Source organism: Labrenzia sp. THAF82 (assembly GCF_009363435.1).
GTDB lineage: Bacteria > Pseudomonadota > Alphaproteobacteria > Rhizobiales > Stappiaceae > Roseibium > Roseibium porphyridii.
The window spans coordinates 6076450-6099371 of record NZ_CP045354.1; the positions used below are offsets into that span (position 1 = coordinate 6076450).

General features: G+C 56.0%; 21 protein-coding genes. 17 read left to right on the forward strand and 4 right to left on the reverse strand.

Annotated elements, in window-relative coordinates; all coding sequences use genetic code 11:
- The first annotated feature begins 44 nt into the window (after window positions 1-44).
- The 10 genes from FIV00_RS27945 to FIV00_RS27990 all read left to right on the forward strand — a co-directional run bounded on the left by FIV00_RS27945 (window position 45) and on the right by FIV00_RS27990 (window position 10584).
- A complete protein-coding gene (locus FIV00_RS27945; RefSeq protein ID WP_371419559.1) occupies window positions 45-842 on the forward strand; it encodes an ATP-binding cassette domain-containing protein in 798 nt (265 codons plus the stop codon).
- Between the two features lie 9 nt (window positions 843-851).
- On the forward strand, window positions 852-1979 hold the full coding sequence (locus tag FIV00_RS27950; protein WP_247649301.1) for an ABC transporter permease: 1128 nt from the start codon (window positions 852-854) through the stop codon (window positions 1977-1979).
- 37 nt (window positions 1980-2016) lie between these two features.
- The gene (locus FIV00_RS27955; RefSeq protein WP_247649302.1) at window positions 2017-3159 is read left to right on the forward strand and encodes a substrate-binding domain-containing protein; all 1143 of its coding nucleotides are present in this window, start codon (window positions 2017-2019) and stop codon (window positions 3157-3159) included.
- Between the two features lie 287 nt (window positions 3160-3446).
- Window positions 3447-4478, forward strand: coding sequence for a LacI family DNA-binding transcriptional regulator (locus tag FIV00_RS27960; protein ID WP_247649303.1), 1032 nt, complete (start codon window positions 3447-3449; stop codon window positions 4476-4478).
- 124 nt (window positions 4479-4602) lie between these two features.
- Window positions 4603-5694 carry an ABC transporter ATP-binding protein gene (locus FIV00_RS27965; RefSeq protein WP_152503768.1) on the forward strand — a complete coding sequence of 364 codons (1092 nt, stop codon included), beginning with the start codon at window positions 4603-4605 and terminating at the stop codon, window positions 5692-5694.
- A 29-nt stretch (window positions 5695-5723) separates the two neighbouring features.
- Complete coding sequence (locus tag FIV00_RS27970) at window positions 5724-7055, forward strand: extracellular solute-binding protein (protein ID WP_152503769.1); 1332 nt, start codon at window positions 5724-5726, stop codon at window positions 7053-7055.
- A 67-nt stretch (window positions 7056-7122) separates the two neighbouring features.
- Window positions 7123-8046, forward strand: a complete 924-nt coding sequence (locus FIV00_RS27975; protein WP_152503770.1) for a carbohydrate ABC transporter permease — start codon at window positions 7123-7125, stop codon at window positions 8044-8046.
- On the forward strand, window positions 8046-8918 hold the full coding sequence (locus FIV00_RS27980) for a carbohydrate ABC transporter permease (RefSeq protein WP_152503771.1): 873 nt from the start codon (window positions 8046-8048) through the stop codon (window positions 8916-8918). The genes FIV00_RS27975 and FIV00_RS27980 overlap by 1 nt, the downstream gene beginning before the upstream one ends.
- Window positions 8915-9658, forward strand: coding sequence for a cytochrome b561 domain-containing protein (locus FIV00_RS27985; protein ID WP_152503772.1), 744 nt, complete (start codon window positions 8915-8917; stop codon window positions 9656-9658). Before FIV00_RS27980 ends, FIV00_RS27985 begins: the two co-directional genes overlap by 4 nt.
- Window positions 9658-10584, forward strand: coding sequence for an SMP-30/gluconolactonase/LRE family protein (locus tag FIV00_RS27990; RefSeq protein WP_152503773.1), 927 nt, complete (start codon window positions 9658-9660; stop codon window positions 10582-10584). Before FIV00_RS27985 ends, FIV00_RS27990 begins: the two co-directional genes overlap by 1 nt.
- A gap of 240 nt (window positions 10585-10824) precedes the next feature.
- On the opposite strand, the gene FIV00_RS27995 is transcribed toward FIV00_RS27990, so the two are convergent.
- The 3 genes from FIV00_RS27995 to FIV00_RS28005 all read right to left on the reverse strand — a co-directional run bounded on the left by FIV00_RS27995 (window position 10825) and on the right by FIV00_RS28005 (window position 13432).
- Entirely contained in the window at window positions 10825-11220 is a 396-nt protein-coding gene (locus FIV00_RS27995; protein WP_173006192.1) for a VOC family protein, read from the reverse strand.
- Window positions 11221-11348: 128 nt separating this feature from the next.
- The gene (locus FIV00_RS28000; RefSeq protein ID WP_152503774.1) at window positions 11349-11969 is read right to left on the reverse strand and encodes a UbiX family flavin prenyltransferase; all 621 of its coding nucleotides are present in this window, start codon (window positions 11967-11969) and stop codon (window positions 11349-11351) included.
- Window positions 11966-13432 (reverse strand): UbiD family decarboxylase, encoded by a 1467-nt coding sequence (locus tag FIV00_RS28005; protein ID WP_247649304.1) that lies wholly within the window; start codon window positions 13430-13432, stop codon window positions 11966-11968. Before FIV00_RS28005 ends, FIV00_RS28000 begins: the two co-directional genes overlap by 4 nt.
- 210 nt (window positions 13433-13642) lie before the next feature.
- Between FIV00_RS28005 and FIV00_RS28010 the strand changes: the two genes are divergently transcribed.
- Genes FIV00_RS28010 through FIV00_RS28025 form a run of 4 tightly spaced genes read left to right on the forward strand, consistent with a single transcriptional unit; the run spans window position 13643 to window position 16479 of the window.
- The gene (locus tag FIV00_RS28010) at window positions 13643-14206 is read left to right on the forward strand and encodes an SCP2 domain-containing protein (RefSeq protein ID WP_152503776.1); all 564 of its coding nucleotides are present in this window, start codon (window positions 13643-13645) and stop codon (window positions 14204-14206) included.
- Between the two features lie 17 nt (window positions 14207-14223).
- Window positions 14224-15210 (forward strand): peptidase U32 family protein, encoded by a 987-nt coding sequence (locus FIV00_RS28015; protein WP_152504497.1) that lies wholly within the window; start codon window positions 14224-14226, stop codon window positions 15208-15210.
- Window positions 15211-15214: 4 nt separating this feature from the next.
- Window positions 15215-16126 (forward strand): U32 family peptidase, encoded by a 912-nt coding sequence (locus tag FIV00_RS28020; RefSeq protein WP_152503777.1) that lies wholly within the window; start codon window positions 15215-15217, stop codon window positions 16124-16126.
- Window positions 16099-16479: a hypothetical protein gene (locus FIV00_RS28025; protein ID WP_152503778.1), complete on the forward strand. Its 381-nt coding sequence runs from the start codon at window positions 16099-16101 to the stop codon at window positions 16477-16479. Before FIV00_RS28020 ends, FIV00_RS28025 begins: the two co-directional genes overlap by 28 nt.
- Window positions 16480-16516: 37 nt before the next feature.
- Here the strand turns inward: FIV00_RS28025 and FIV00_RS28030 are convergent, their stop codons facing one another.
- Window positions 16517-17191 (reverse strand): NnrU family protein, encoded by a 675-nt coding sequence (locus FIV00_RS28030; protein WP_209006738.1) that lies wholly within the window; start codon window positions 17189-17191, stop codon window positions 16517-16519.
- A 213-nt stretch (window positions 17192-17404) separates the two neighbouring features.
- Here FIV00_RS28030 and FIV00_RS28035 point away from each other — a divergent pair, with 213 nt between their 5' ends.
- The 3 genes from FIV00_RS28035 (at window position 17405) to nosZ (ending at window position 22921) form a co-directional block, all read left to right on the forward strand.
- Entirely contained in the window at window positions 17405-18634 is a 1230-nt protein-coding gene (locus FIV00_RS28035) for an NnrS family protein (RefSeq protein ID WP_152503780.1), read from the forward strand.
- 139 nt (window positions 18635-18773) lie between these two features.
- Window positions 18774-20981: a NosR/NirI family protein gene (locus tag FIV00_RS28040; RefSeq protein WP_247649305.1), complete on the forward strand. Its 2208-nt coding sequence runs from the start codon at window positions 18774-18776 to the stop codon at window positions 20979-20981.
- A 29-nt stretch (window positions 20982-21010) separates the two neighbouring features.
- The gene (gene nosZ, locus FIV00_RS28045; protein WP_152503781.1) at window positions 21011-22921 is read left to right on the forward strand and encodes a TAT-dependent nitrous-oxide reductase; all 1911 of its coding nucleotides are present in this window, start codon (window positions 21011-21013) and stop codon (window positions 22919-22921) included.
- Window position 22922 lies beyond the last annotated feature (1 nt).

Here is a 22922-nt window from a genome sequence, read left to right on the forward strand (position 1 = left end):
CTGAAGGTCTTTTTTGCCGTGGCGCTGCCGTGGACAGGAGAGCTTTGTCTAAAATTCAGGGTGGAACAATGTCTTCGGGCACCAAAGATGCAGAACCCTTGGTCGTTATGCGCAACATCTCCAAGCGATTTGGCGGGGTCCACGCGCTCTCGCAAGTCAATCTGGAGGCTTATGCAGGCGAAGTCCTTGCGATTGTCGGCGACAACGGGGCAGGCAAATCGACACTGATCAAGATTCTAACCGGCGTTTATCAACCGACCGAGGGCGAAATATTCGTCGGCGGCGAACAACTCGTCATGAACAGCCACTCCGATGCGATCGATCAGGGCATCGATGCTGTGTATCAGACACTGGCTCTTGCAGATCACCTCGATCCGGCAGCGAATATGTTCCTTGGAAACGAGCTCACCCGTTCTTTCCTCGGCATAACCACGCTCGACAACAAGAAGATGCGCACCGAAACGGAGCGCGTGCTGTTTGAACGTCTCGGCGTTCGGTTACGCTCGCTCGATGTTCCCACAGCAAGCCTGTCTGGAGGTCAGCGACAGGCGGTGGCCATCGCGCGGGCCGTCTATCACGAGGGCCTTCGGGTCCTCGTGATGGACGAACCGACTGCGGCTCTCGGGCCCCAGGAAACAGCGCGCACGCTGAAACTCATCAAGACACTGAAGGAACAGGGCCTGGTGGTCATTTTGATCTCCCACTCCCTGGACGACGTTTTTGAAGTCGCCGACCGCGTTCATGTCCAGCGCCGCGGCAAATGTGCCGGCGTGGTCAAGGTAGCCGACAGTTCCCAGCAGGATGTGCTGGGTCTGATCGTCGGCGCGGAAGAAGCGGCTTAGGAGGACAAGATGGCAACAACCACACATCCTGGAACACCGATGAAGCTTTCAGAACGCATCGAGCCGTTCCTGGCCATTATCGGTCCGATGGTCATGATCCTGGCCATACTTCTCTTCATGGGAGTGGCCGAACCGGCACGGTATTTCAGGCTTTCAAACCTGAACCTGATCCTTTTGGACGCTGCTCTTTATATGCCGATGGCAATGGCGATGACATTCGTCATAACCCAGCGAGGCATCGACCTTTCCATTGGCTCGATCGCGGCTCTGTCGAGCATCGTGATGGCGTTCCTGATCAAGCAATATGGATTTTCAACGCCTATCGCAATTGCATTTGCACTGATGCTCGGCGCCCTGTTTGGCCTGATCAACGGTCTGGTGATCACCAAGTTCAAGGTTCCTGATCTGATCGGCACCCTGGCCATGGACCTTGTCTATCGCGGACTTGCTCTTGTCATTGCCAAGGGCCTTGTGCTGGCGAGATTTCCGGATCTTATGACCGACATCGGCAGAGGACAGATCCCGGGCTTCATTCCCGTGCCGGTGATCATTGGCCTTTTGACAATGGCACTCGGCTACTGGCTGCTGAAGAAGACCTATTTCGGGCGCTACACAGTCGCAATCGGCTCCAATCCGGAAGCTGCGGAAATGACCGGGATCGCTGTCGATCGCTACAAGATTTATGCCTATGTTCTAATGGGTGCGTCAGCAGCACTCGCCGGCGTCATGCTGACAGGCAAACTGAACGCGATCCAGGCAACGTCAGCACCTTATTTCAACCTTCATGTCATTGCGGCGGTTGTCGTTGGCGGAACGTCTCTCTTTGGCGGGCGGGCTTCCATGCTCGGCTCACTGGCAGGTGTCCTGCTTCTGTCGATGATGATCAATGCATTGGTCACACTCAGGATCGAGTTCTTCTGGCAATCCGTTGCCTCCGGGGTCGTGATTGTTTCATCGGTGGCACTCTACACATGGCTTCAAAAGAAGGACCGTGACGGAGCCAAAGGTTTCGTGGCCGGTCTGACGACGCCCGAAAGCCTCAGGCTGCTGCGGCTGTGCGGCCTGATCAGCGGAGGACTGCTGCTTCTACTTCTCATTGGATCTCTGTTGTCTGGCGCACCCGTTGCCAGTGGCTGAGATCCCTTACCGCGGCATTCATCACAGGGAGGAAAAGATGATGAATACACTGCTTAAGTCCACACTCGCTCTCCTGCTGCTATCCGGCACGAGCGCACTTGCTGAAGATAAATTGCCTTTGAAGGAGCTGCCCGGTATCGCAGACCGCGACTACTGGGTCCCCGGGGAGGTAAACGCGGAAGGAAAACTGGAGGCACTGCAGGCGGTTGTCGGTGCTGAAGGCGTGCCCTTTACCGGAACGCAGGAAAAGCCGGTGGAAATCGCGTTGATCTACCCATCGGCGGACACATCCGACTTCTGGGCGAGAAACTATCTGGCTTTGACAAAGCGCCTGGATGAACTCGGCATCAAATACAACACCACCGAGTTTGCCAGCCGTCAGATTGAACACTCGCTTCAGTCGACCTATGCCAATCAGGTGCTCCAGGACGGAGACATTTATGACTATGTGATCTTCGGTCCGTCCGAACTGGCCATTCAGGCCGACAACATCGACAAACTGGCCGAGAATGAAGACTTCACAACGTACGTTTGGGCATTCCACACGCCGCTAAAGGACCTGAAGAACCAGCCTGACGTGTGGTTCGACTTCTCGTCGGCAGCAGGTGCTCTTGTCATGTGCGACTATATGCTGGAGCGTCTCGGGTCGGATGTCACCATGGCAATGAACCGGGGTATTCCGGGTATCACAGACGATCAGCGGTCCGGTGATTTCAAAGACTGCGTCATGGAAAAAGGCAACTGGAAAGTCGCTTACGAGCACTATGGCGAATATCAGCGTGAAGGTGGATTTGAAGGCACAAGCCTGATCCTTCAGGCCTATCCGGAAGCAACCATCATCCACAACGCCAACACCGCCATGGCGATGGGCAGCGTTGAGGCGCAAGTTTCGGTTGGCAAGGAAAAGGAAGTCTTTTCGACCGGCTGGGGCGGTACAGGCCTTGAGCTTGATGCCATTCGCCGTGGCGAGTTGGACGCAACGCCCATGCGCATGGGTGACGATGTCGGTGCTGCGACAGCTGAAGCGATCAAGGCCGATCTGGAAGATCGCGCGAGCGAACTGCCACTTGTTTTCCTCGGCAGGATCACCGTTGCCCATGATCAGCTTGAGGCGGCAGAACTTGATGCTCTTCAACAAGAAGCCTTCCGCTTCTCCGGCATTGGTGCGCTTGAGCGCTAACCGGTCTGAACTAAGCCCTGGACACCTGCCCGGGGCTGGATAAAAGCCTTTAACTTCACTTGACTGGTGGGATGTTTCCGCTCACATATGTGATCGATAACATCCCATCTCTTTGTCGGAAGGACAGTTTGTCCTACCCTGCCATTGGGAGGTGGCACCGGTATCCAGGCAAGCCTCCATCGCTTGCTGAGGACACCCGACACCCCTTCAGGATCTTTGTTCCTGATGGGCGCCAGAGCATGTGATGGAATTGCACCGGTGTGCTGAGACTACCTGGAGGCAAAGGGGTGACGGAGCAAAGCGGTAAACCAAGTCCGGTCACGATGCGGGATGTCGCAAAAGCTGCGGGCGTTTCCCGAATGACCGTGTCCCGCGCCCTGCGAAAGGACAGCCCCGTTTCTCCGGAAACACGAGCGCATATCCTGAAAATCGTTCGGGACATGAACTATGTTCCCGACCAGATGGCAGGCAGCCTGACAACCAAGAAGTCCGGCTTCGTCGCAACTCTCCTGCCTTCCCTCAACAACCTTCATTTTGCGCTGACAGTGCAATCGCTCACCGAAGAGCTTGAGGAAATCGGATTGCAGATCCTGCTCGGCCACACGGCTTACTCGGCTGACAGGGAAGAAGAGCTGCTTGAAACAATGCTTCGGCGTCGGCCGGAAGCCATAGTTCTTTCCTATGACGGTCACACCGACAGGACAAGGCGCTTGATGGAAGACGCAGCCGTTCCCGTTGTTGAAATCTGGGAGAAGCCTGACCGTCCGATTGCGCATACAGTCGGGTTTTCCAACTTCGAAGCCGCCAAGAAAATGACTGAGCAAGTCATCGCAAAAGGATATGAACGGATTGCCTTTGTGGGCGAAAGCCAGGATGACTGGACCCGTGGTGCGGCGCGGCGCATGGGCTTTGTTTCCGCCATGGAACACGCCGGACTGGATTGTCATCGGCTGATCGGCTTCGGCATGCCGCCACTTTCCATTGAGAGCGGTGCTGCTGCCGCGTCGCAGTTGATGCGAGACCATCCGGACACGCAATGTCTGATCTGTGTTTCGGACGTTGCTGCATTCGGGGCGCAAAGCTGGCTCTTGTCGCAGGGATACAAGATCCCCGGCGATATTGCTGTTGCTGGCTTTGGTAACTTCGAGGTGTCCCGCTTTGCCACCCCGAGCATCTCGACAGTGGTCGTCAATCCTGAAGGGATCGGTCGGGAAACAGGCAAGCTTTTGAAGAAGCTGTTTTCCTCAAGCGATCCGTTGCTTAGCGCGCCCCAACACATAGATGTGCCGGCGACCGTCGCCTTTCGACAGAGCTGCTGAGCCCACTCTCCAACGAAGATTCTTCCCTCAGCGTCAAAAAAATACTTGTTACCGATAACATTTCTGCTAATGTGACCGGTAACATAACAGTGCCAATGAAGAGTTTGGCGGCTCGGGAGGAAACATGCCTCGTATTCATCTGGAAAATCTGGTGAAGCGATACGGCGACTTTGAAGTCCTGCACGGTATCAATCTGGAAATGCACGAGAACGAGTTCACCGTTCTTGTCGGGCCATCGGGCTGCGGTAAGTCGACAACATTGCGCATGATCGCGGGCCTGGAGACCGTGAGCTCCGGCGAAATCTATATCAACGAAAAGCCGGTCAGTCATCTGGAGCCAAAGGCCCGTGACCTGGCAATGGTCTTCCAGGACTATGCGCTTTATCCGCATATGAATGTCGCCAAGAACATGTCGTTCGCATTGAGACTGCAAAGGCGGCCCAAAGCGGAAATCGACCAGAAAGTCGGCGCAGTTGCGGATATGCTCGGCCTGACCAAGTTCCTGCACAGAAAGCCTGGAGAACTATCCGGCGGACAACGGCAGCGAGTTGCCATGGGGCGGGCCCTGACCCGCGACGCCGGCACGTTTCTTTTCGATGAACCGCTATCGAACCTGGACGCCAAGCTTCGCGGCCAGATGCGTGCCGAACTGGCGCTCATGCGCCAAAAGGTGCGCAAGAACATGATTTATGTGACCCACGACCAGATCGAAGCCATGACGTTGGCTGATCGGATCGTCGTCATGCATGGCGGCTATATCCAGCAACAGGGAACACCGGAAGAACTCTTCAAAAGACCGGTCAACAAATTCGTTGCCGGATTTCTGGGGTCTCCGCCCATGAATTTTCTGGATGCCAATCTGGAGGAGCGCGACGGCCAGCTTTTTGTGCAAGGAGCGGGTTTCGACATCGCGTTGCCGGAAGACAAGATCGCCGCGGCCAAGGCCCATAGCGATGCCACCCTCACATTGGGCATCCGGCCGTCGGATCTTCATTTCAACCCGGACGCACCGGACGAAAGTTCCATCGATCTCAAGGTAATCGTCTCTGAATACATCGGCGCACAGTCAGTGCTGTTGTGCGCGTGCGGCGACCAGAATGTCGAAGTCGAATTGAAGTCGGAAACACCTATCGACTTGGGTGAAACACTGAGATTTGCGGTCAACACGGAGGGTATTCACATGTTCGACCGCGAGACAGAGGTTGCCATTCGGTGATCTGAGAATTGTTGCAAGGGAGGAGTAATATGCTGAGTTATCTGAAAACAACCGTATGCGCTGCCGCCGGGCTGGCCATGGCCGCGACTTCGGCCATCGCAGACCCTTACGCGGATTATAGCGGTGAAACACTGGTCGTGAATTTTCCTGCTCACCCGCATTTCGATGCGGTCATGAAGGTGCTGCCGGAATTCACCAAGGAAACAGGTATCAATGTTGAAGTCGACCAGCTTCAATATCTGAAAATGCGCGAACGTCAGACGCTTGAGCTGACCAAGAACAAGGGCGACTACGACCTGATCGCCTATGTCGTCTTTTCCAAGGCTGACTATGTTTATGCCGATCAGCTGGAAAATCTTGCACGCTATTTCATGAACCCGAAGCTTGCTGACCCGAATTTCGACGCAGAAGATCTGATCGATGGATACGTCGCCAATATCGGCGTCGCGGGTGGCAAAAAGGGATATCTTCCGGGCCCGACCGGCTCCTTGTTCGGCCTGCCGTTTGGATCGGAAACATCCATCCTCGGTTACCGGAAGGACATTTTCGAAAAGCATGACCTCAAGGTTCCCGAAACCTATGATGAGCTTCTCGAACTTGCCTGCCTGATCCCCGAACTGGAACCAGGCATGGGCGGTTTGGCCTCACGTGCCGCTTCAGGTCACCACGCCAGCCACGCCTTCCTGCTTCACCTTGCTCCGCTTGGCGGCAGAATTTTCGATGACGAGTGGAACCCGATCGTCGACAACGAAGCCGGTGTCAAAGCGGCCGAGGCGTTGAAAAAGATCGTGAACTGCGGTGCTGAAGGATCCAAGACATTCGGCTTTGCTGAAGCAGGCGCTTCTTTCCTGCAGGGCAATTCCGCAATGTTCCTCGACTCCACCGTCTTTGCCGGTCAGGTCAACAATCCCGACAAATCTAAGGTGGTTGGCAAGATTGGCTGGGCTCCGCACCCCGTTGGCGTGCGCGCCGGCTCCCAAACCGGTGGCTTTGGCATCGGCATTCCGAAAAACGCGCCGAACAAAGACGCAGCCTTCCTGCTGATGCAGTGGCTGACATCGAAAAAAGCCGACAAACTGATTGCGCTCGCAGGTGGCAATCCGTCCCGTTATTCGACGCACTCTGATCCTGAAGTGAACGAGAAGTTTCCGCACATGGAAACCTTCGGCGAAGCATTGAAGAATGCCGATCCCGACTGGCGTCCGATTATCCCTGTCTGGGGTAAGATCAACGCTGATCTGGGCACCACGCTCTCCAAGATCATCGTCGACGACTTCCCGATCCAGGAATCCCTCGAAGGCGTCTCGGTACGGACCCGTGCCCTCATGGATGAGGCCGGTTACTACACCTGGACCCAATAAAATCCTGTCCCCCACGGCCCAGCCGTGGGGGCCTCCAATTCAATCGTGACATTGAAAGCGATCAGCAATGAGCGTTGCGATCAAGGCCAACAGGCTGACCCCCTATCTGTTTCTGGCGCCTGCCGGGATCATCCTCATCATCGCGCTGCTCTATCCGATCGGCTACATGGTGTATGCCAGTTTTCTGGACTGGAGCCCCAGCCAACGGATCGGCCAGGCCGAATTCATCGGATTGCGCAACTACATCAATCTGATGAGCGATGAAGCCTTTCGCGAGAGTTTCTGGGTCACCATCCGATTTGCTGCGGTTGTCGTGACGTTGGAAATGGCGTTAGGCGTCGGGCTGGCACTGCTTCTGGATCGCAACATTCCCGGAATGGCCGTCCTGCGCACGGTTTTCATCCTGCCGATGATGATCGCGCCCATCGTTGTCGGTCTCATGTGGCGCTACATGTACCACCCGACCGTCGGGATCTTCAATCGCACCCTCAAGGATATGGGACTGGAAGGCATCCCCTGGCTTTCCGACAGTACATGGTCGTTCATTGCAGTCGTGATCGCCGATGTCTGGCAATGGACCCCCTTCATTTTCATCCTCGCTCTCGCTGCAATGCAATCCCTGCCCCGGTCCGCGCTGGAGGCTGCCGAGATCGACGGGGCGAGCGAGTGGCAGAAGATCATTCTCATCAAACTTCCCCTTATGATGCCGGTCCTGATCGTGACACTGCTTCTACGCCTGATTGATGCGTTCAAGGTTTTGGAAGTCATTCTGGTTCTGACAAATGGCGGTCCTGGTCTTTCAACTGAAATTCTTGCGCTGAGGATCTTCAGAACCGCTCAGGAATTTCAGGAGCTCGGCGAGGCCGCGGCCATGTCGAATGTCCTCCTGATGCTGCTCATGGCCATCACAATCGGGATGTTTGCTTACAACCGCGTGCAGGAAGCGCGCGCTGCCAGGCAACGGGCGATTGCCGAAAAGGGAGATGACTGATGGCGTCCCAAACACAGACCCGCAATCCTGCCTTTTACGCCCTGATCGCAGCACTTGTGTTCATGAGCGCGGGCCCGATTGCGCTCATGCTGGCAACATCGTTCAAGACCAATGTCGACGTCTACGACGCTTCGGTTTCCGCATTCTTCTTCACGCCGACAATCCAGAACTACGAAACCGTTTTGTGCAATGTTCTGTGGTATGAGCCGGCGCATGTGGACTATTGCGACCCGACCTTCGGGCGCGCCTTGAAGAACTCCCTGATCGTCGGCCTGATCTCAACCGGGCTGACGCTGGTGATCGGCTGCATGGCGGCCTATGCGCTGGTGCGCTTCCGCTTCATGGGACGCGGTACGGTCTCCATGACCACCCTATTGATGCGCATGGTTCCACCGGCGGTTCTGTTGGTGCCTGTATTCGGTATCTGGACCTTCCAGTTCGGTCTGGACCAGACCTACACCGGCATCATTCTGATCTATACGGCCATGAACCTGCCATTCGTGATCTGGATCCTGCAGAGTTTCATTGTGCAGGTACCGATCCAGCTGGAAGAGGCTGCCCGCATGGATGGGGCCAACCCCTTCCAGGTCTTCTTTCTGGTGGTGCTGCCGATTATTCAGCCCGGGCTCGCAGCTGCGGCGATCTTCACGTTCCGCATCGCCTGGAACGAGTTTCTTCTGGCCAACGCTCTCTCCGGCAGATCAACCAGAACAGTACCGGTCACGATCGTGAACTCGATTACCGAATATGACATTGATTGGGGAGTGATCATGGCGACTGGCATGTTGCTGGCGATTCCGCCGATCCTCTTCACCTTTGTTGCATCAAAGCAGATCATCACCGGAATGACGGCGGGGGCCGTCAAGGGATGATCTGGGACTGGCTGCTCTCCCCGGCGGACCCGGCCCGGGCCCATGATGTGGGAGTGGCCTTGTCCTGGCACGCCCGCACCATGGTCCTCGGCTGGGGAGTGCTGGCACCATCGGCGGTGATCGCCGCGCGATATTTCAAGGTGCTGCCGGGGCAGAAATGGCCGAAGGAACTGGACAACAAGACCTGGTGGCGCTGGCACTGGATATCGCAAAGCCTGGTTCTGGTGCTATCCGCCATTGGCCTCGGCCTGATTCTGGTGTCGGAACAAAATACCGGGGCAGCTATTCTGCACCGAACCTTCGGCTACAGCGTTTTGGTGCTTGGTCTCTTCCAGGCGCTTTCCGGTCTGTTGCGCGGCAGCAAAGGCGGACCGACCAGCCGTGCTGCAGACGGCTCATTGCGTGGTGACCACTATGACATGACGCTGCGCAGGCAACTCTTCGAGACCTATCACAAGCTTTTGGGTTACATCGCATTGATCCTGATGATAGGTGCATTTGTCAGTGGTCTCTGGCAGGCAAATGCTCCCAAATGGATGTGGATTTTTCTGTCATCGTGGTGGCTGGGCTTGCTCTTTGTGGCCTTTGTCCTTGAAAAAAGAGGCTGGGCCTTTGACACCTATCAGGCGATTTGGGGGCCCGACCCGTCTCACCCGGGCAATCGGATGACAAGGCTCAAGGACAAGGTGCAAGCGCCTCATTCCAGCATTGGGCCTTATAGCAAGAAGCGAGATATGTAATGTTCGGCGTGCTTGAAGGAACCGGATTTGAAGTCATCGAACCCGAGTTCGCAGCCTGCTTTATCGGTCATGCAAGGGTTGAACGGCTGTGGACCGGTGCCAGATGGTCCGAAGGCCCTGCCTGGTTTCCGGCAGGCCGCTATCTGGTCTGGTCGGATATTCCGAACAATCGGATGATGCGATGGGACGAAACTGATGGTTCTGTCTCCGTCTTTCGCGCGCCGTCCAACAACTCAAACGGCAACACGACGGATAGACAGGGCCGCCTTGTCTCCTGTGAACACCTGACCCGGCGTGTGACGCGGACCGAACACGATGGATCCATCAAGGTTCTTGCCGACACGTGGGACGGCAAAAGGTTGAACTCGCCCAATGATGTCGTTGTGAAATCCGATGGTTCGGTTTGGTTCACCGATCCTTCCTACGGCATTCTGATGGACTATGAAGGCGAACGCGCGGAGAGTGAAATCGGAGCCTGCCACGTCTACCGTGCAGACCCTGACACCGGCATCGTCGAGACGGTTTCCACCGACTTCGTCAAGCCGAATGGCCTGGCCTTTTCTCCGGATGAAAAGTCCCTGTTCATCGCCGACACGGGCGGGACCCACCAGGAAGACGGGCCGGCGCATATCCGGAAATTCGAGATCGGCAGCGACGGCAAGACGCTTCACGGCGGCGAGGTTTTCGCACACTGCACCAACGGCTTCTTCGATGGTTTCCGGTTCGACAGGGATGGCCGCATCTGGACATCCGCCGCCGACGGCGTCCACTGCCTCAATCCCCGTGGGGACCTCATCGGCAAGATCCACATCCCCGAAATCGTCTCCAACGTCTGCTTCGGCGGCGACAAACTCAACCGCCTGTTCATCACCGGCACAAGTTCACTCTATTCGGTTTATCTGAATGTAAATGGGGTTGGGATCTGAGCGTTAAACGTAGGCAAATCAAAAAAAGCAGAACGGAAACGCTCAAAGGCCAAATAGTACTATTCTTCAACCTCAAGCCTTGTGACGGTCAACAATTTCGCAAAAACAGTAACCTAGTCACTACACCTGTGGAATCCAGATGCAAGGCTTGCACGGTCTCAGTCCGTTGCAAGCAAGCATCTCAGAAGCTTATCCATTTTACTCCAATTTCGGTAGCTCGTTGGCACCAGCCACCTAGCATTACTGATGCATATCCGCATAACAGACGGCCTGGAGTTTGTTTCCGTCCGGGTCTCGAACATAGGCAGCGTAATAATTGTCCCCATAGTGTGGACGCCTACCAGGTTCACCTTCGCAGCTTCCTCCCAAGCGCAATGCGGCTTGGTGGAAAGCTCTGACGGCTTCGTTCGTTTCAGCGACGAACGCAACGTGAGTGCCATTTCCCCAGGTGGCTGGCCGACCATCTTCGGGCGGATAGAGATAAATGGTTGGCATGCCGCCTTTTTCATAAGCCGGCGGCTTACCGGGTGGCTTGGGCAGTCTTTCGAAACCAAGGACCCCAAGAACTTTATCGTAGAAACCACCAGCACGTTCGATATCGTTGGTGCCGAGCGTGATATGACTGATCACTGACATTGTTGTTTCTCCTGAAAAAGAGGAGAATAAAACAAGAACAAAATAGATTCAACGGCTCTCAGATGTTCCGGCGGCAACCAGCAATCCGGGTTCAAGGTGCCTACCGGGTTGTCCGTTTCTGGCCATCGTCAAGCTGGCTCAGATCCTTTCAGCAAGGGGCTGACAACCTGCTCAGTGGCACCCTGCCATCTGCGCAGGTTTGCCTGTGGATCGATACCGGCAGTTGCCAGGGCTCTGGCGGCGGTCTGGCGGACAAGATCGTCCAGATCGGTCAATCCGGCATAAAAGGGCGGCACGGGCGGCGAGACGATTGCTCCCATGCGCGTTACTTTCAGCATGGCTTCCAGGTGTCCTTCGTGGAGTGGCGTTTCGCGGGCCAATAGAACAAGAGGCCGACGCTCTTTCAGCGTCACATCCGCAGCGCGGCACAAGAGCCCTTCGCCTGTTCCATAGGCGATCGAGGCAAGACTTCGCATGGAACATGGTGCAACCAGCATTGCGTCCATTGAGAACGACCCACTTGCGACAGGTGCAAAAAGATCCGACTGCGGATGTTCAACTGTCGCCAATGCACCGATCTGCTCGCGGCCATCTGGACCCAGTTCGTGATCGATTGTGTGTTCCGCCCCGCGGGTAACGATGACATATCGTTCAACCTGAAGGGCCGCCAACATGCGCAGCATCTCAAGTGCAATTGCAGCGCCCGACGCCCCGGATATGCCGATGATGACGCGTCTGGATGAAGTCATAGTCTTGGGGATTCCACACACTTAGGAGAATTCAGTTTGCGGAAGAGACCTTCCGCTCGCGTTTCCACATCCCGCGGCATCACAAGTTTCTTCGAAAATGGCCGCGCGGTTTCTGAACCGATCTTGATGGTTGCATCCAACCCGAGTTTACCGCCCAGGCCTTCTCTTGGACTTGCAAAATCGAGCTGGTCAACCGGCGTGGAGTTGAGAACAAGAAGATCGCGTTCCGGGTCGGATCGGGTCGCGACGGCCCACATCACCTCGTCCCAGTTTCGAATGTCGATGTCGGCGTCGACCACAATGACGTATTTGGTCATCGAGAATTGCGGCAGCAACGACCAGAAACCCATCATCGCGCGTCGTGCCTGTCCCGGATATGACTTGTCGATCTTGAGAATGGCGAACCGGTAGGAACAGGTCGCCGGTGGCAGAAAGACATCCAGAATTTCCGGCAAGGCCTGCTGCAGGATCGGGCGAAAGAGATCTGTCATGGCCTCGCCGATAACCGATGGTTCGTCGGGTGCACGCCCTGTGAAGGTCGACAGATAAACCGCATTTTCGCGCATGCGGAGCGCCTTCAGGTGAAAGACCGGATAATCGGCAGGGTCATTGTAATAGCCGGTGTGATCACCGAATGGACCCTCGACAGCCGTCTCATCAGGATGGATCTCACCTTCCAGTATGATTTCCGCGCCTTCTGGAACATGCATCTGAATGCTGCGGCAGGGCGCAAGACGCGCGGGCCTGCCGTTAAAAATGCCAGCGAGCGCCAGTTCACTGATATTGCCCGGAGCCGGGATCACGGCGGCAAGAAGTGTCGCTGGATCGCAACCGATGACGACGGCAACGGGCATCGCTTGGCCCTTGCCCTGCCATTGCCTGTAGTGCTGCGCCCCACCGCGAAACGGTAGCCAGCGCACGATGGCACGTTGGCCGTCCAGAACCTGCATTCGGTAAATGCCCAGATTATAGAGCCGTGGATCGTCTTCGCCGGGTGGCCTTGTGATGACAAGCCCCCAGGTGATCAGCGGTCCGGCGTCTTCCGGCCAACAGGTCTGAACGGGTAGGCTCGAAAGGTTCGGCGCAACATCATGCAGATATTTGGAGGCAGCAACTTTTTTGGGACGGGTGTTCCACCCGGCTTTGGCCACAGGAAACAGGCTTGGCAGATCACGCAGAGACGCCGGGGGTTCTGGCGCGCGCAATGCGGCCAGAAACCGTCCCAGGTCCGGCAATTGATCAGGATGGACGCCAAGACCGTTTGCGACCCTTTTTCGCGTCCCGAAAATGTTCACAAGCAGGGATGCGGCAAATTGCACCCGGGCCCCGCTACTGGGAGCCTTCAGCAGCAATGCAGGCCCACCGTCACGGATGACCCGCTGGTGCAAAGCTGTCGCTTCCAGATGAATATCAACGGGTTCAGAAAGTTGTTTCAGCTCCTCTTCGGAAGCTAAAAACGTCATAAATTCCTGAAGGTTATGAAATTTCGGCAAGTCACGGCCGGACATCGTATCGCTTTGCTGTCAAAGGAGTTTTCAAGCATTTAGCTCCGATGCTTATGCCCTCACTCAAGACGATCGATTGTCCTGAACGGACGCGATTGAACCTTGATCTTTGTCAAGTCATTCGGGCGTTTGCGCGAATTACATTCAGCGCTGAAAGTGAGACCCCAAATGCAAACCACTGCGCCTGCCCTCAGTCTGCCCCCCCTTATTTCAACCTTGATCGCTCCCTTGCCGAAAACGCCGATGGAGGTTCTTCTGACAAGGTTCACGCGGCGCCTGTTAGCGCGCAGACCGGAGCTGCTTCAAAGGCTAGGTGCTGTTGTCAAAGTGCCGATCGCCATTGTTCCAGATGACATGCCACATGCATTTCTTCTGTCTTTGGACAATGACAAATCCAACGTCGAAATCTGCAACAAGGACCAAATCACGCGAGCCAAGGCTGTTGTCAGGGCACCCTTCCTGGTCCTATTGGGACTGCTTGATGGAACATATGACGCCGATGCCCTGTTCTTCACGCGGGACCTTAGAATCGAGGGCAGGACCGAACATGTGTTGGCACTGCGCAACACACTGGAAGAAGCTGATCTGACGCCTGGAGAATTTTTCGGTTTGAGTGGAAAACCGGCGCAGTGGATGAATGGCTTCAGCGGAACGTTGCTCGACAAAGCCAAGAGGCTAACCGGGAACCAAAGCCGGCACACCAGCTCTCTTGAGCAGGGCGGGCAGTGGTGAGCAGTGAAAAAACGCGGATGGAGCTTGTCTGCCCGGCCGGAACACCTGCCGCATTGCGAGCGGCGGCGGACGCCGGTGCCGATGCCATCTATTGCGGGTTTGCCAATGAGACGAATGCCCGAAACTTTCCAGGCCTGAATTTCTCGCCGAAAGAGCTTGCTGAAGGTGTTGTCTATGCGCACGCAAAGGGCGCCAAGGTGCTTGTCGCAATCAATACATTTGCCAGGGCGGGCAGTATCGATCTCTGGCGCCACGCGGTGGATGATGCCGCGGCGTGTAACGCAGATGCAATCATAGCCGCCGATCTTGCCGTGCTTGAACACGCGGCTGAAAAGCACCCCGAGCGGCGGCTTCATTTGTCGGTACAGGCGGCAGCAAACTCACCTGAAGCAATCCATTTTTATGCCGATACGTTCGGCGTCAAGCGCGTGGTGCTACCCCGTGTTTTCTCAGTTCCGGAAATCGCAGCACTCAATCGGGACATCGACGTCGAAACCGAAGTGTTCGTCTTTGGCGGGCTTTGCGTTATGACCGAGGGTCGCTGTTCGCTGTCATCCTATGCAACTGGAAAGTCGCCCAACCTGACCGGGGTCTGCTCGCCGCCCGATCATGTCGATTATCGGGAAGACAAGTCGGGCCGGTTGCTGGCCCAACTCGGTGGTTTCACTATCGACAGTTTCGAAAAGGGAGCACCAGCAGGCTATCCGACACTGTGCAAGGGGCAGTTTTCTGCTGAAGGCCGGACCGGCTATCTTTTTGAGGACCCGGTCAGCCTCAACGCATTCGAGTTGCTGGAAGACCTCTCAAAAGCCGGTGTCACAGCTCTGAAGATCGAAGGCAGACAACGGGGCAAAGCCTATATCGCAGGCGTTGTAAGTGGTTTCAGACGCGCAGTGGACGGGCTTGCGACCGGCGCAGACGCGGGTCCGGCCATTGCCGCACTTAAATCGTTTTCCGAAGGCGGACGGCAGACCTCCGGTTCCTACAAGAAGACCTGGCGGTGACAATATGACGGCGACAAAACGGATAGAACTTGCCCTTGGCCCCTGTTTCTTCAACTGGTCAGCGGACCAACTTCTCGATTTTTATGCTCGCATCGCCGATGAAACCGAGATCGACCGCGTCTATTTGGGCGAAGTTATCTGCGGCAAGCGCATGCCGTTTACAGATACTGTGTGGCCGCAAGCTATCGAACGACTGGAAAAGTCAGGCAAGACCGTTGTGCTGTCTACCCTTGCGCAGCCGGTCAACAAACGAGAACGCACAATTTTGAAGCAGCAAGCAGGCTACGACATGCCGATTGAAATCAACGACATGTCGCTTTTGCCGTCCAGAGAAGCTCGTCCGTTTACAGCCGGCCCCTTCTTGAATGTCTACAATGAGGCCAGCCTGGCGTTTCTTGCAAAACGGGGTGCGGTCTCTTGGTGTCCACCTGTTGAACTTCCTTTGGACTCCATTCAGCAGATTGCAGCTCTCGTACCTGAGGTCGAGATTGAATTATTCGCATTCGGCCGTCTGCCCCTGGCGCTTTCTTCCCGCTGCTATCATGCAAGAGCTCACGGCCTCAGCAAGGACTCCTGCCAATTTATTTGTGAACGAGACCCGGATGGAATGGATGTCGCAACACTTGACGGAAAGCGCTTCCTGGCCGCGAACGGTATTCAAACGCTTTCCGATGCCTGTCACGTGGCAGCGCTGACCTCTGACCATCTCCACACGTCAGGGATCCAAAGACTGCGCCTTTCGCCGCACATGTCGGACATGGTTGCCGTCAGTAATGCGTTCCGTGAATTTCTGGATGGAGCGCTGGATGCTGCAGAGCTCGATGCGCAGCTGGAACGCCTGGCGCTGCCCGGTCCCTTGTGTAACGCTTATCTGAAAGGGGAAGCGGGATGGAAAAAGACATCTCTTCCGGCCTGAATTCCGAAACATATGAAAAAGAGCACAATCTGATCGAGCAGATCCATCGCGAACTGTCGGGCCTGGACATGCCTTGCACCTGCAAGTCCGAACTTGATCGCACGATCGTGGCGATTGAGGCCTGGCGTCAACGCAAGGCGCGCAAGGAACTTGTCGACAGCATTCGCGAAGATTATCACAACCTGGTTTCCGGCATCTCGTTCCTGACCGAGTTGGAAAATATCGACCGGCTCGAACTCACACCGGAAGAGCTTTACGATCATGCCGAAAGTCTGAAGTTTCTGGCAGACCTTGCGGACCGGTGTGCGGATCGGCTGGTCGGGCTGTCGACCATTTCCAAGATCATGAAATAAGAGCGCGCATCTGAATAGTTCCGTTCAAGCGGCCACTTCAGGCAAACGGATCAACACCGATGAGATAGGGATGGAGACCTGCCAGGACGACATAGGTTATGGCGGCCAGCAGCCCCCTGACCAGAAGGCTCAGCCAATCAACATCATGCGCACCTTGAGCCTCGTTCATCGCGCGCACCAGCCTTTGCCAGTCAGGGCCCATTTCACGCTGGCGGCGCTTGTCGATCATCTTCATGCCAAGCAGTGAGAACACTGCAAATGCACCAAACAGGATCACATGAGCGAGGTTGCCATTGGGAACCAGATGGGCAACCGACCAAATCAGGAGCGCAACAAGAACCGGATGGCGGACCCATTTCACCAAGCCGGGTCTGGCGGCGTCGAACCGATCGTTCCGCATGCCGCCAAACGAAAACGGATTTGGCACGCCAACGCCAAATGCCAGGATCACGCAAAATGGTACCATCGCAATGAGTGGTACCCAATTCTGCCAGGGAGACCATGCCCAGATCTCGACATAGGGGGCATCGCGTGCAGCAACAATCAGCCACCAAAGGATCGCCAGCGACAGGACTGAATAGCAGAGCGTGAACCCGGCCGGTGTCAAAGCCCTGACAAGAAGGGGGCGGACAGGCGGGCGGACAAGAACCATATGCGACGCGAAAAAGACAGCAAAGGCAACGATATAGTTGGTCCAACCGGTCTCTGTCATTGGCGTTTCCATACCTTAAAGGCGCTGCATTCATCTCCGGCATACCCGGAACCCAGAGAACTTTCACCAATTTAAAGTCGTCGGTTTCAGATCAGCTTGACGATGATCAAGAACTTCACGGCTCAGGCCTGTGACCATAGGGCTTTGTTGTAACGATCCGCTTTAGGGCTCCGGAACCGACCTTTGTCGGTTGTGCATTCAAGAGGCAGCTTCATGGCCGCTACCGTCCACACCAGACCTCCCAAATACAAGAGCCGTTTTCCGACCGTTCTGACCGCCGGTTTCCGCTTCTTCTTTCTTGCCGCCGGTCTATTCTCCGTCGCCGCAATGGCCGTCTGGACCCTTTGGCTTGCTGCTCTTGCCGACGGGGATACGCTGGAAGTCCTGCCTGTGCGGATGATGCCCTATCTCTGGCACGCGCACGAAATGATGTTCGGCTATACGGCCGCAGTGATCGCGGGTTTCTTTGTGACTGCGGTTCCAAACTGGACCGCAACCGAAGAAGCAGGACCCCGCTTTGTCACGATATGCGGCGCGATCTGGCTTTCAGGCAGAATCGCAATCTGGTTTTCCGCCTGGATTGATCCGCTTGTCGTGGCCGCGATCGATCTGGCGTTCATTCCGGTGCTTTCAACCGCCATACTCGCGCGACTCACGCAGAAATCCCAACTGCGCAACGCCGTTTTTCTGCTTTTGCTGAGCACGCTGTTTGCCGGCAATCTCATGATGCATCTCGACTGGATCGGATGGACTAACGACCTTGCCGAAACAGGTGTTCGCCTCGGCATATTCACGAGCGCAGCCATGATCGCGATAATCGGTGGCCGTGTTGTTCCGGCCTTCACCCGCAATGCCCTGAACAGAGACGGCTACGCCGGTGCGCTTCCTCGATCGTTCAGTTGGCTTGACCGGGTCGGCATACTTTCCGCTGTGCTGACGGCTCTGGCAACGCTTCCGTTTGTGCCGTCCTGGGCGCTTGGCACGCTGTGTCTGGTTGCCGGCGCGGCCAATCTGGCACGGCTCGCCGGCTGGCAAGGTCTGGCAACACGAAGAAACCCCATCCTCTGGATATTGCATGTGGCCTATCTGCTGCTTTCAGCCGGCTACCTTGTTTACGGCAGCACCTTGGTTTTCGGGATTTTGAGCGAAACCGCATCGCTGCACCTTCTTGCCGCCGGTGCAATCGGATGCATGACGCTCGCCATGATGACACGCGCGTCCCTCGGTCACAGTGGCAGACCCCTCTTGGTGTCAGGCCCGATTGTTTTTGCCTACCTGATGGTTATAGGGGCTGCTGTTTTCCGAACTTTCGGCACGATCTTCATCGACTATTTTCCCGTGATGTTGATATCGGGAACCCTCTGGCTTCTGGCCTTTGCAGTGTTTGCCTGGGTCTTCTTCCCAATCCTTACCAGACCACGACCCGCGCGCCGGGGCGGCTAGGGAGACTTCCAGCATTTCCAAACACATAACCGCGAGTGTAAAAACACCCAGGCTAGCTTGACTATCGTCAAGTAGCTTTCGTGCGACATCGCCGAAGATCGGGACACCAATAAACAAATTGTGTGTCGGAGCGCTTCTCGTGCGTCCACTGTTTTATCATTTCAGCTTTGAGACACTGTGCGTAGCCTTGCTCCTGTTTCTGGTCCAGGTGCTTCCCGCACAGTCTGCTGGCGCCCTTGTGACAAGCTTCCTGGAAAAGGTTCAGGTGAATGAACTTGTTCCGGACGCCGACAGCTACGGTGTCTTGCGGGACGACATTCCAATAGTTCCAGCTCTCAAGGCAGGTGAAACGATCGGCTGGGTCTTTCTGACCTCCGACTTCGTGTCGACGACCGGGTATTCAGGCAAACCAATTCACACGATGGTTGGTGTCGATCTGAATGCGATCGTGACCGGCGTTCGCCTGGTCAAACACTCAGAACCCATCGTCCTGATCGGCATTCCCGATTCAAAAATCCGCGCCGTTACGGAAGGCTATGCGGGTCTTGATCTGAAGGCGGAAGCTGCCAGCGGTGGCTCGGCCCACGAACTGGACATCATCTCCGGTGCAACCGTCACCATCATGGTGATTGACGATTCCATTGTGCGCTCCGGACTGAAAGTGGCTCGCGCCCTGAGCCTTGGCGGTCTCGTGCCTGAACTCGCCGATGAGGGGCCGCAAAGGGAAATCGACCCTGACCTGGAAGAGGTTGCCGATTGGTTGACCCTGACAGGCGACGGATCAGTGCGGCGCATGTCGCTCGATATCGCCCAGATCAACACTTCGTTCGAGCTACAGGGCGATCCCCGCGCAATCGCCCGGCCTGAATCAGGGCCGGAGACAGATACATTCATCGACATGTATCTGGCCCTGGCCGATGTGCCCTCAATTGGGCTCTCGCTGCTTGGTAAAGCAGAATACGACAATCTGAAAAAACGGCTGAAGGACGGCGAACACGCCCTCGTCGTCATGGGACGTGGCCGCTATTCCTTCAAAGGATCAGGCTATGTCCGTGGCGGGATCTTCGACAGGATCCAACTCATTCAAGACGACATTTCGGTCAGATTTTTCGACAAGCAGCAAGCTCGGATAGGCGCAATTGCGGCTGACGGTGCACCTGCCTTCACTGAAATGGACGTGTTCATCATTCCGGCCGACACCGAGTTCGATCCGGCCAAGGATTTTCGTTTACAGTTGTTGGTTCAGCGTGCAGTCGGGCCGATCGACAAGGTGTTCCTGACGTTCGACCTCGGCTACCAGCTGCCTGACCGCTATTTGAAACCGATCGCGGCAAGTGCGAACGATACATCAACACTCCAGCAATCCGGCCTGTCAGACGATCAGGCAGCTGTTCAGGCTCTTTGGAAGCGGATCTGGCAAGACCGCCAGGCCGATATCATCGTGCTTGCCGCAGCCATCGGAATTCTCACGCTTGTCTTCTTTTTCCAGATGCAGGTCACTCGGCACGAGAAATTTACGTTCTGGTTCCGTATCGGTTTCCTGACCTTCACGCTGGTCTGGCTGGGTTGGATGGAGAATGCTCAGCTGTCCGTCGTGAACGTGATGGCGTTCTTTTCCTCTCTCACGACACAATTCAGCTGGGACGCGTTCCTCATGGATCCCCTGGTGTTCCTGCTGTGGTTCTCGGTGGCAGCAGCATTGCTGTTCTGGGGCCGAGGTGCCTATTGCGGCTGGCTTTGTCCCTTCGGCGCCTTGCAGGAGCTGACCAACCGGTTGGCAAAGCTCTGCCGCATCCCTCAGATCGAGGTGCCCTGGGGTCTGCACGAGCGTATCTGGCCGCTCAAATACATGATCTTTCTCGGCCTCTTCGGACTGTCGCTCTATTCGCTTGACGCAGCAGAGCACTATGCCGAGATCGAGCCCTTCAAGACTGCCATTATCCTGAAGTTCCAACGGGCCTGGCCGTTTGTCCTTTTTGCAGTGGCACTGCTTGTCGCCGGATTGTTCATCGAACGGTTCTATTGCCGCTACCTTTGCCCACTCGGAGCCGCACTTGCCATTCCGGCCCGGCTCAGAATGTTCGACTGGCTGAAGCGCTACCGCGAATGCGGCAACCCATGCCACCGCTGCGCCAAGGAATGCATGGTCCAGGCCATTCATCCCGAAGGCAACATCAATCCCAACGAGTGCCTGAACTGCCTGCATTGCCAGGTGCTGTATCAGCACGATCAGAAATGTCCCGTTTGCATCAAAAAGCTTGCGAAAAGGCGGCGATTTGAGGTGCAGACCGGGCTGCGCAAACCGGAGGAGAGCGCCAAAGGCGCAAAGCCACTTCCGGCTGAATAACCTTCAAACGGCAAATAAGGAGAGCAGCCATGAAGGAGAAAGAACAACATTGGGGCATGTCCCGCCGAGACTTATTAGGCGGCACGGCCAAGACTGCGGTTGTCGCGGGCATGGGAGCCGTCGCTGCGAGCGGCGCAACCCCGGCCCTTGCGGCTGATGGCGATCACAAGTTCGCACTCGCGCCAGGTGAGCTCGACGAGTATTACGGCTTCTGGTCCTCGGGCCAGACCGGCGAAGTGCGCATTCTGGGTGTTCCGTCAATGCGTGAACTGATGCGCATTCCGGTTTTCAACCGCTGCTCCGCAACCGGTTGGGGCCAGACCAATGAGTCGCTCAAAGTTCTGACCGAAGGCCTGCTTCCGGAAACCAAGGAATATCTGGCTGCGCAAGGCAAGGTCACCTACGACAATGGCGATCTGCACCACCCGCACATGTCTTTCACCGACGGCACTTATGACGGTCGCTACATCTTTGCGAACGACAAGGCAAACACCCGCGTTGCCCGCATCAACTGCACCACGATGAAGTGCGACAAGATCATCGAGATCCCGAACGCACACGATATCCATGGCATGCGGCCGCAGAAGTATCCGCGCACAGGGTACATTTTTGCCAATGGCGAGCACGAAGCACCGTTGGTCAATGATGGCTCCGTCCTGGATGACCCATCACAATATGCCTGCATCTTCACCGCAATCGACGGCGATGAAATGAAAGTCGCATGGCAGGTGATCGTCTCGGGCAACCTCGACAATACAGACGCCGACTATCAGGGCAAATACGCCTTCTCGACCAGCTACAACTCGGAAATGGGGACTAACCTCGCCGAGATGACCGAAAGCGAGCTGGATCACTGCGTCGTCTTCAACATCAAGGCAATTGAGGAAGCTGTTGCAGCCGGGAACTACAAGGAAATGAAGGGCGTTCCTGTGGTGGATGGCCGTAAGGAAGCCAATTCCCAGTTCACCCGCTACATTCCGATCCCCAACAGCCCGCACGGCTGTAACGCGGCACCGGACAAGAAGCACATCGTCATCAACGGCAAGCTGTCGCCGACGGTGTCCATCATCGATGTCACGAAGCTGGACGCCCTGTTCAATGACAATGCAGATCCGCGTTCCGCGATTGTCGGCGAGCCGCAACTGGGTCTTGGCCCACTGCACACTGCATTTGACGGCAAGGGCGGTGCCTTCACCACGCTGTTCCTGGACAGTCAGGTCGTCAAATGGGACATCGACAAAGCCGTCCGTGCCTATGCGGGCGAAGATGTCGACCCGATCATCTCCAAAGTCGATGTTCATTATCAGCCGGGGCACAACTCCACATCCATGGGTGAAACCGCGGAAGCGGACGGCAAATGGCTGATCTCCATGAACAAGTTCTCCAAGGACAGGTTCTTGAACGTTGGCCCGCTGAAACCGGAGAACGAGCAGCTTATCGACATATCCGGCGACGAGATGAAAGTCGTTCATGACGGACCGACATTCGCCGAGCCTCATGACAGCATCATCGTGCACCGGTCGAAGGTAAATCCTGCAATTGTCTGGGATCGCAATGACCCGAGCTTCGAGGATGCGAAGAAACAGGCCGAGGCAGACGGTGTCGACCTGGACTATGCCGCTGACGTAATCCGTGACGGCAACAAGGTTCGCGTCTACATGCATTCGGTCGCGCCAACCTTCAGCCTTGAGAAATTCACGGTAAAGCAAGGCGACGAAGTGACGGTCTATGTCACCAATATTGATGACATCGATGATCTAACTCATGGCTTCTGCCTGGCAAACTACGGTGTCGCCATGGAAGTCGGACCTCAGGCGACGGCTTCGGTCACTTTCATCGCCGAGCGTCCCGGCGTTCACTGGTTCTATTGCCAGTGGTTCTGCCACGCACTTCACATGGAAATGCGCGGTCGGATGTTTGTCGAGCCACGAGGAGCCTGAT

What these genes read in the sequence shown, in the direction of transcription:
- FIV00_RS27950 (WP_247649301.1), top strand. Translation starts at nt 852, where the DNA reads ATGGCAACAACCACACATCCTGGAACACCGATGAAGCTTTCAGAACGC.
- FIV00_RS27955 (WP_247649302.1), top strand. Translation starts at nt 2,017, where the DNA reads ATGATGAATACACTGCTTAAGTCCACACTCGCTCTCCTGCTGCTATCC.
- FIV00_RS27965 (WP_152503768.1), top strand. Translation starts at nt 4,603, where the DNA reads ATGCCTCGTATTCATCTGGAAAATCTGGTGAAGCGATACGGCGACTTT.
- FIV00_RS27970 (WP_152503769.1), top strand. Translation starts at nt 5,724, where the DNA reads ATGCTGAGTTATCTGAAAACAACCGTATGCGCTGCCGCCGGGCTGGCC.
- FIV00_RS27975 (WP_152503770.1), top strand. Translation starts at nt 7,123, where the DNA reads ATGAGCGTTGCGATCAAGGCCAACAGGCTGACCCCCTATCTGTTTCTG.
- FIV00_RS27980 (WP_152503771.1), top strand. Translation starts at nt 8,046, where the DNA reads ATGGCGTCCCAAACACAGACCCGCAATCCTGCCTTTTACGCCCTGATC.
- FIV00_RS27985 (WP_152503772.1), top strand. Translation starts at nt 8,915, where the DNA reads ATGATCTGGGACTGGCTGCTCTCCCCGGCGGACCCGGCCCGGGCCCAT.
- FIV00_RS27990 (WP_152503773.1), top strand. Translation starts at nt 9,658, where the DNA reads ATGTTCGGCGTGCTTGAAGGAACCGGATTTGAAGTCATCGAACCCGAG.
- FIV00_RS27995 (WP_173006192.1), bottom strand. Translation starts at nt 11,220, where the DNA reads ATGTCAGTGATCAGTCATATCACGCTCGGCACCAACGATATCGAACGT.
- FIV00_RS28000 (WP_152503774.1), bottom strand. Translation starts at nt 11,969, where the DNA reads ATGACTTCATCCAGACGCGTCATCATCGGCATATCCGGGGCGTCGGGC.
- FIV00_RS28005 (WP_247649304.1), bottom strand. Translation starts at nt 13,432, where the DNA reads ATGACGTTTTTAGCTTCCGAAGAGGAGCTGAAACAACTTTCTGAACCC.
- FIV00_RS28010 (WP_152503776.1), top strand. Translation starts at nt 13,643, where the DNA reads ATGCAAACCACTGCGCCTGCCCTCAGTCTGCCCCCCCTTATTTCAACC.
- FIV00_RS28015 (WP_152504497.1), top strand. Translation starts at nt 14,224, where the DNA reads ATGGAGCTTGTCTGCCCGGCCGGAACACCTGCCGCATTGCGAGCGGCG.
- FIV00_RS28020 (WP_152503777.1), top strand. Translation starts at nt 15,215, where the DNA reads ATGACGGCGACAAAACGGATAGAACTTGCCCTTGGCCCCTGTTTCTTC.
- FIV00_RS28025 (WP_152503778.1), top strand. Translation starts at nt 16,099, where the DNA reads ATGGAAAAAGACATCTCTTCCGGCCTGAATTCCGAAACATATGAAAAA.
- FIV00_RS28030 (WP_209006738.1), bottom strand. Translation starts at nt 17,191, where the DNA reads ATGACAGAGACCGGTTGGACCAACTATATCGTTGCCTTTGCTGTCTTT.
- FIV00_RS28035 (WP_152503780.1), top strand. Translation starts at nt 17,405, where the DNA reads ATGGCCGCTACCGTCCACACCAGACCTCCCAAATACAAGAGCCGTTTT.
- nosZ (WP_152503781.1), top strand. Translation starts at nt 21,011, where the DNA reads ATGAAGGAGAAAGAACAACATTGGGGCATGTCCCGCCGAGACTTATTA.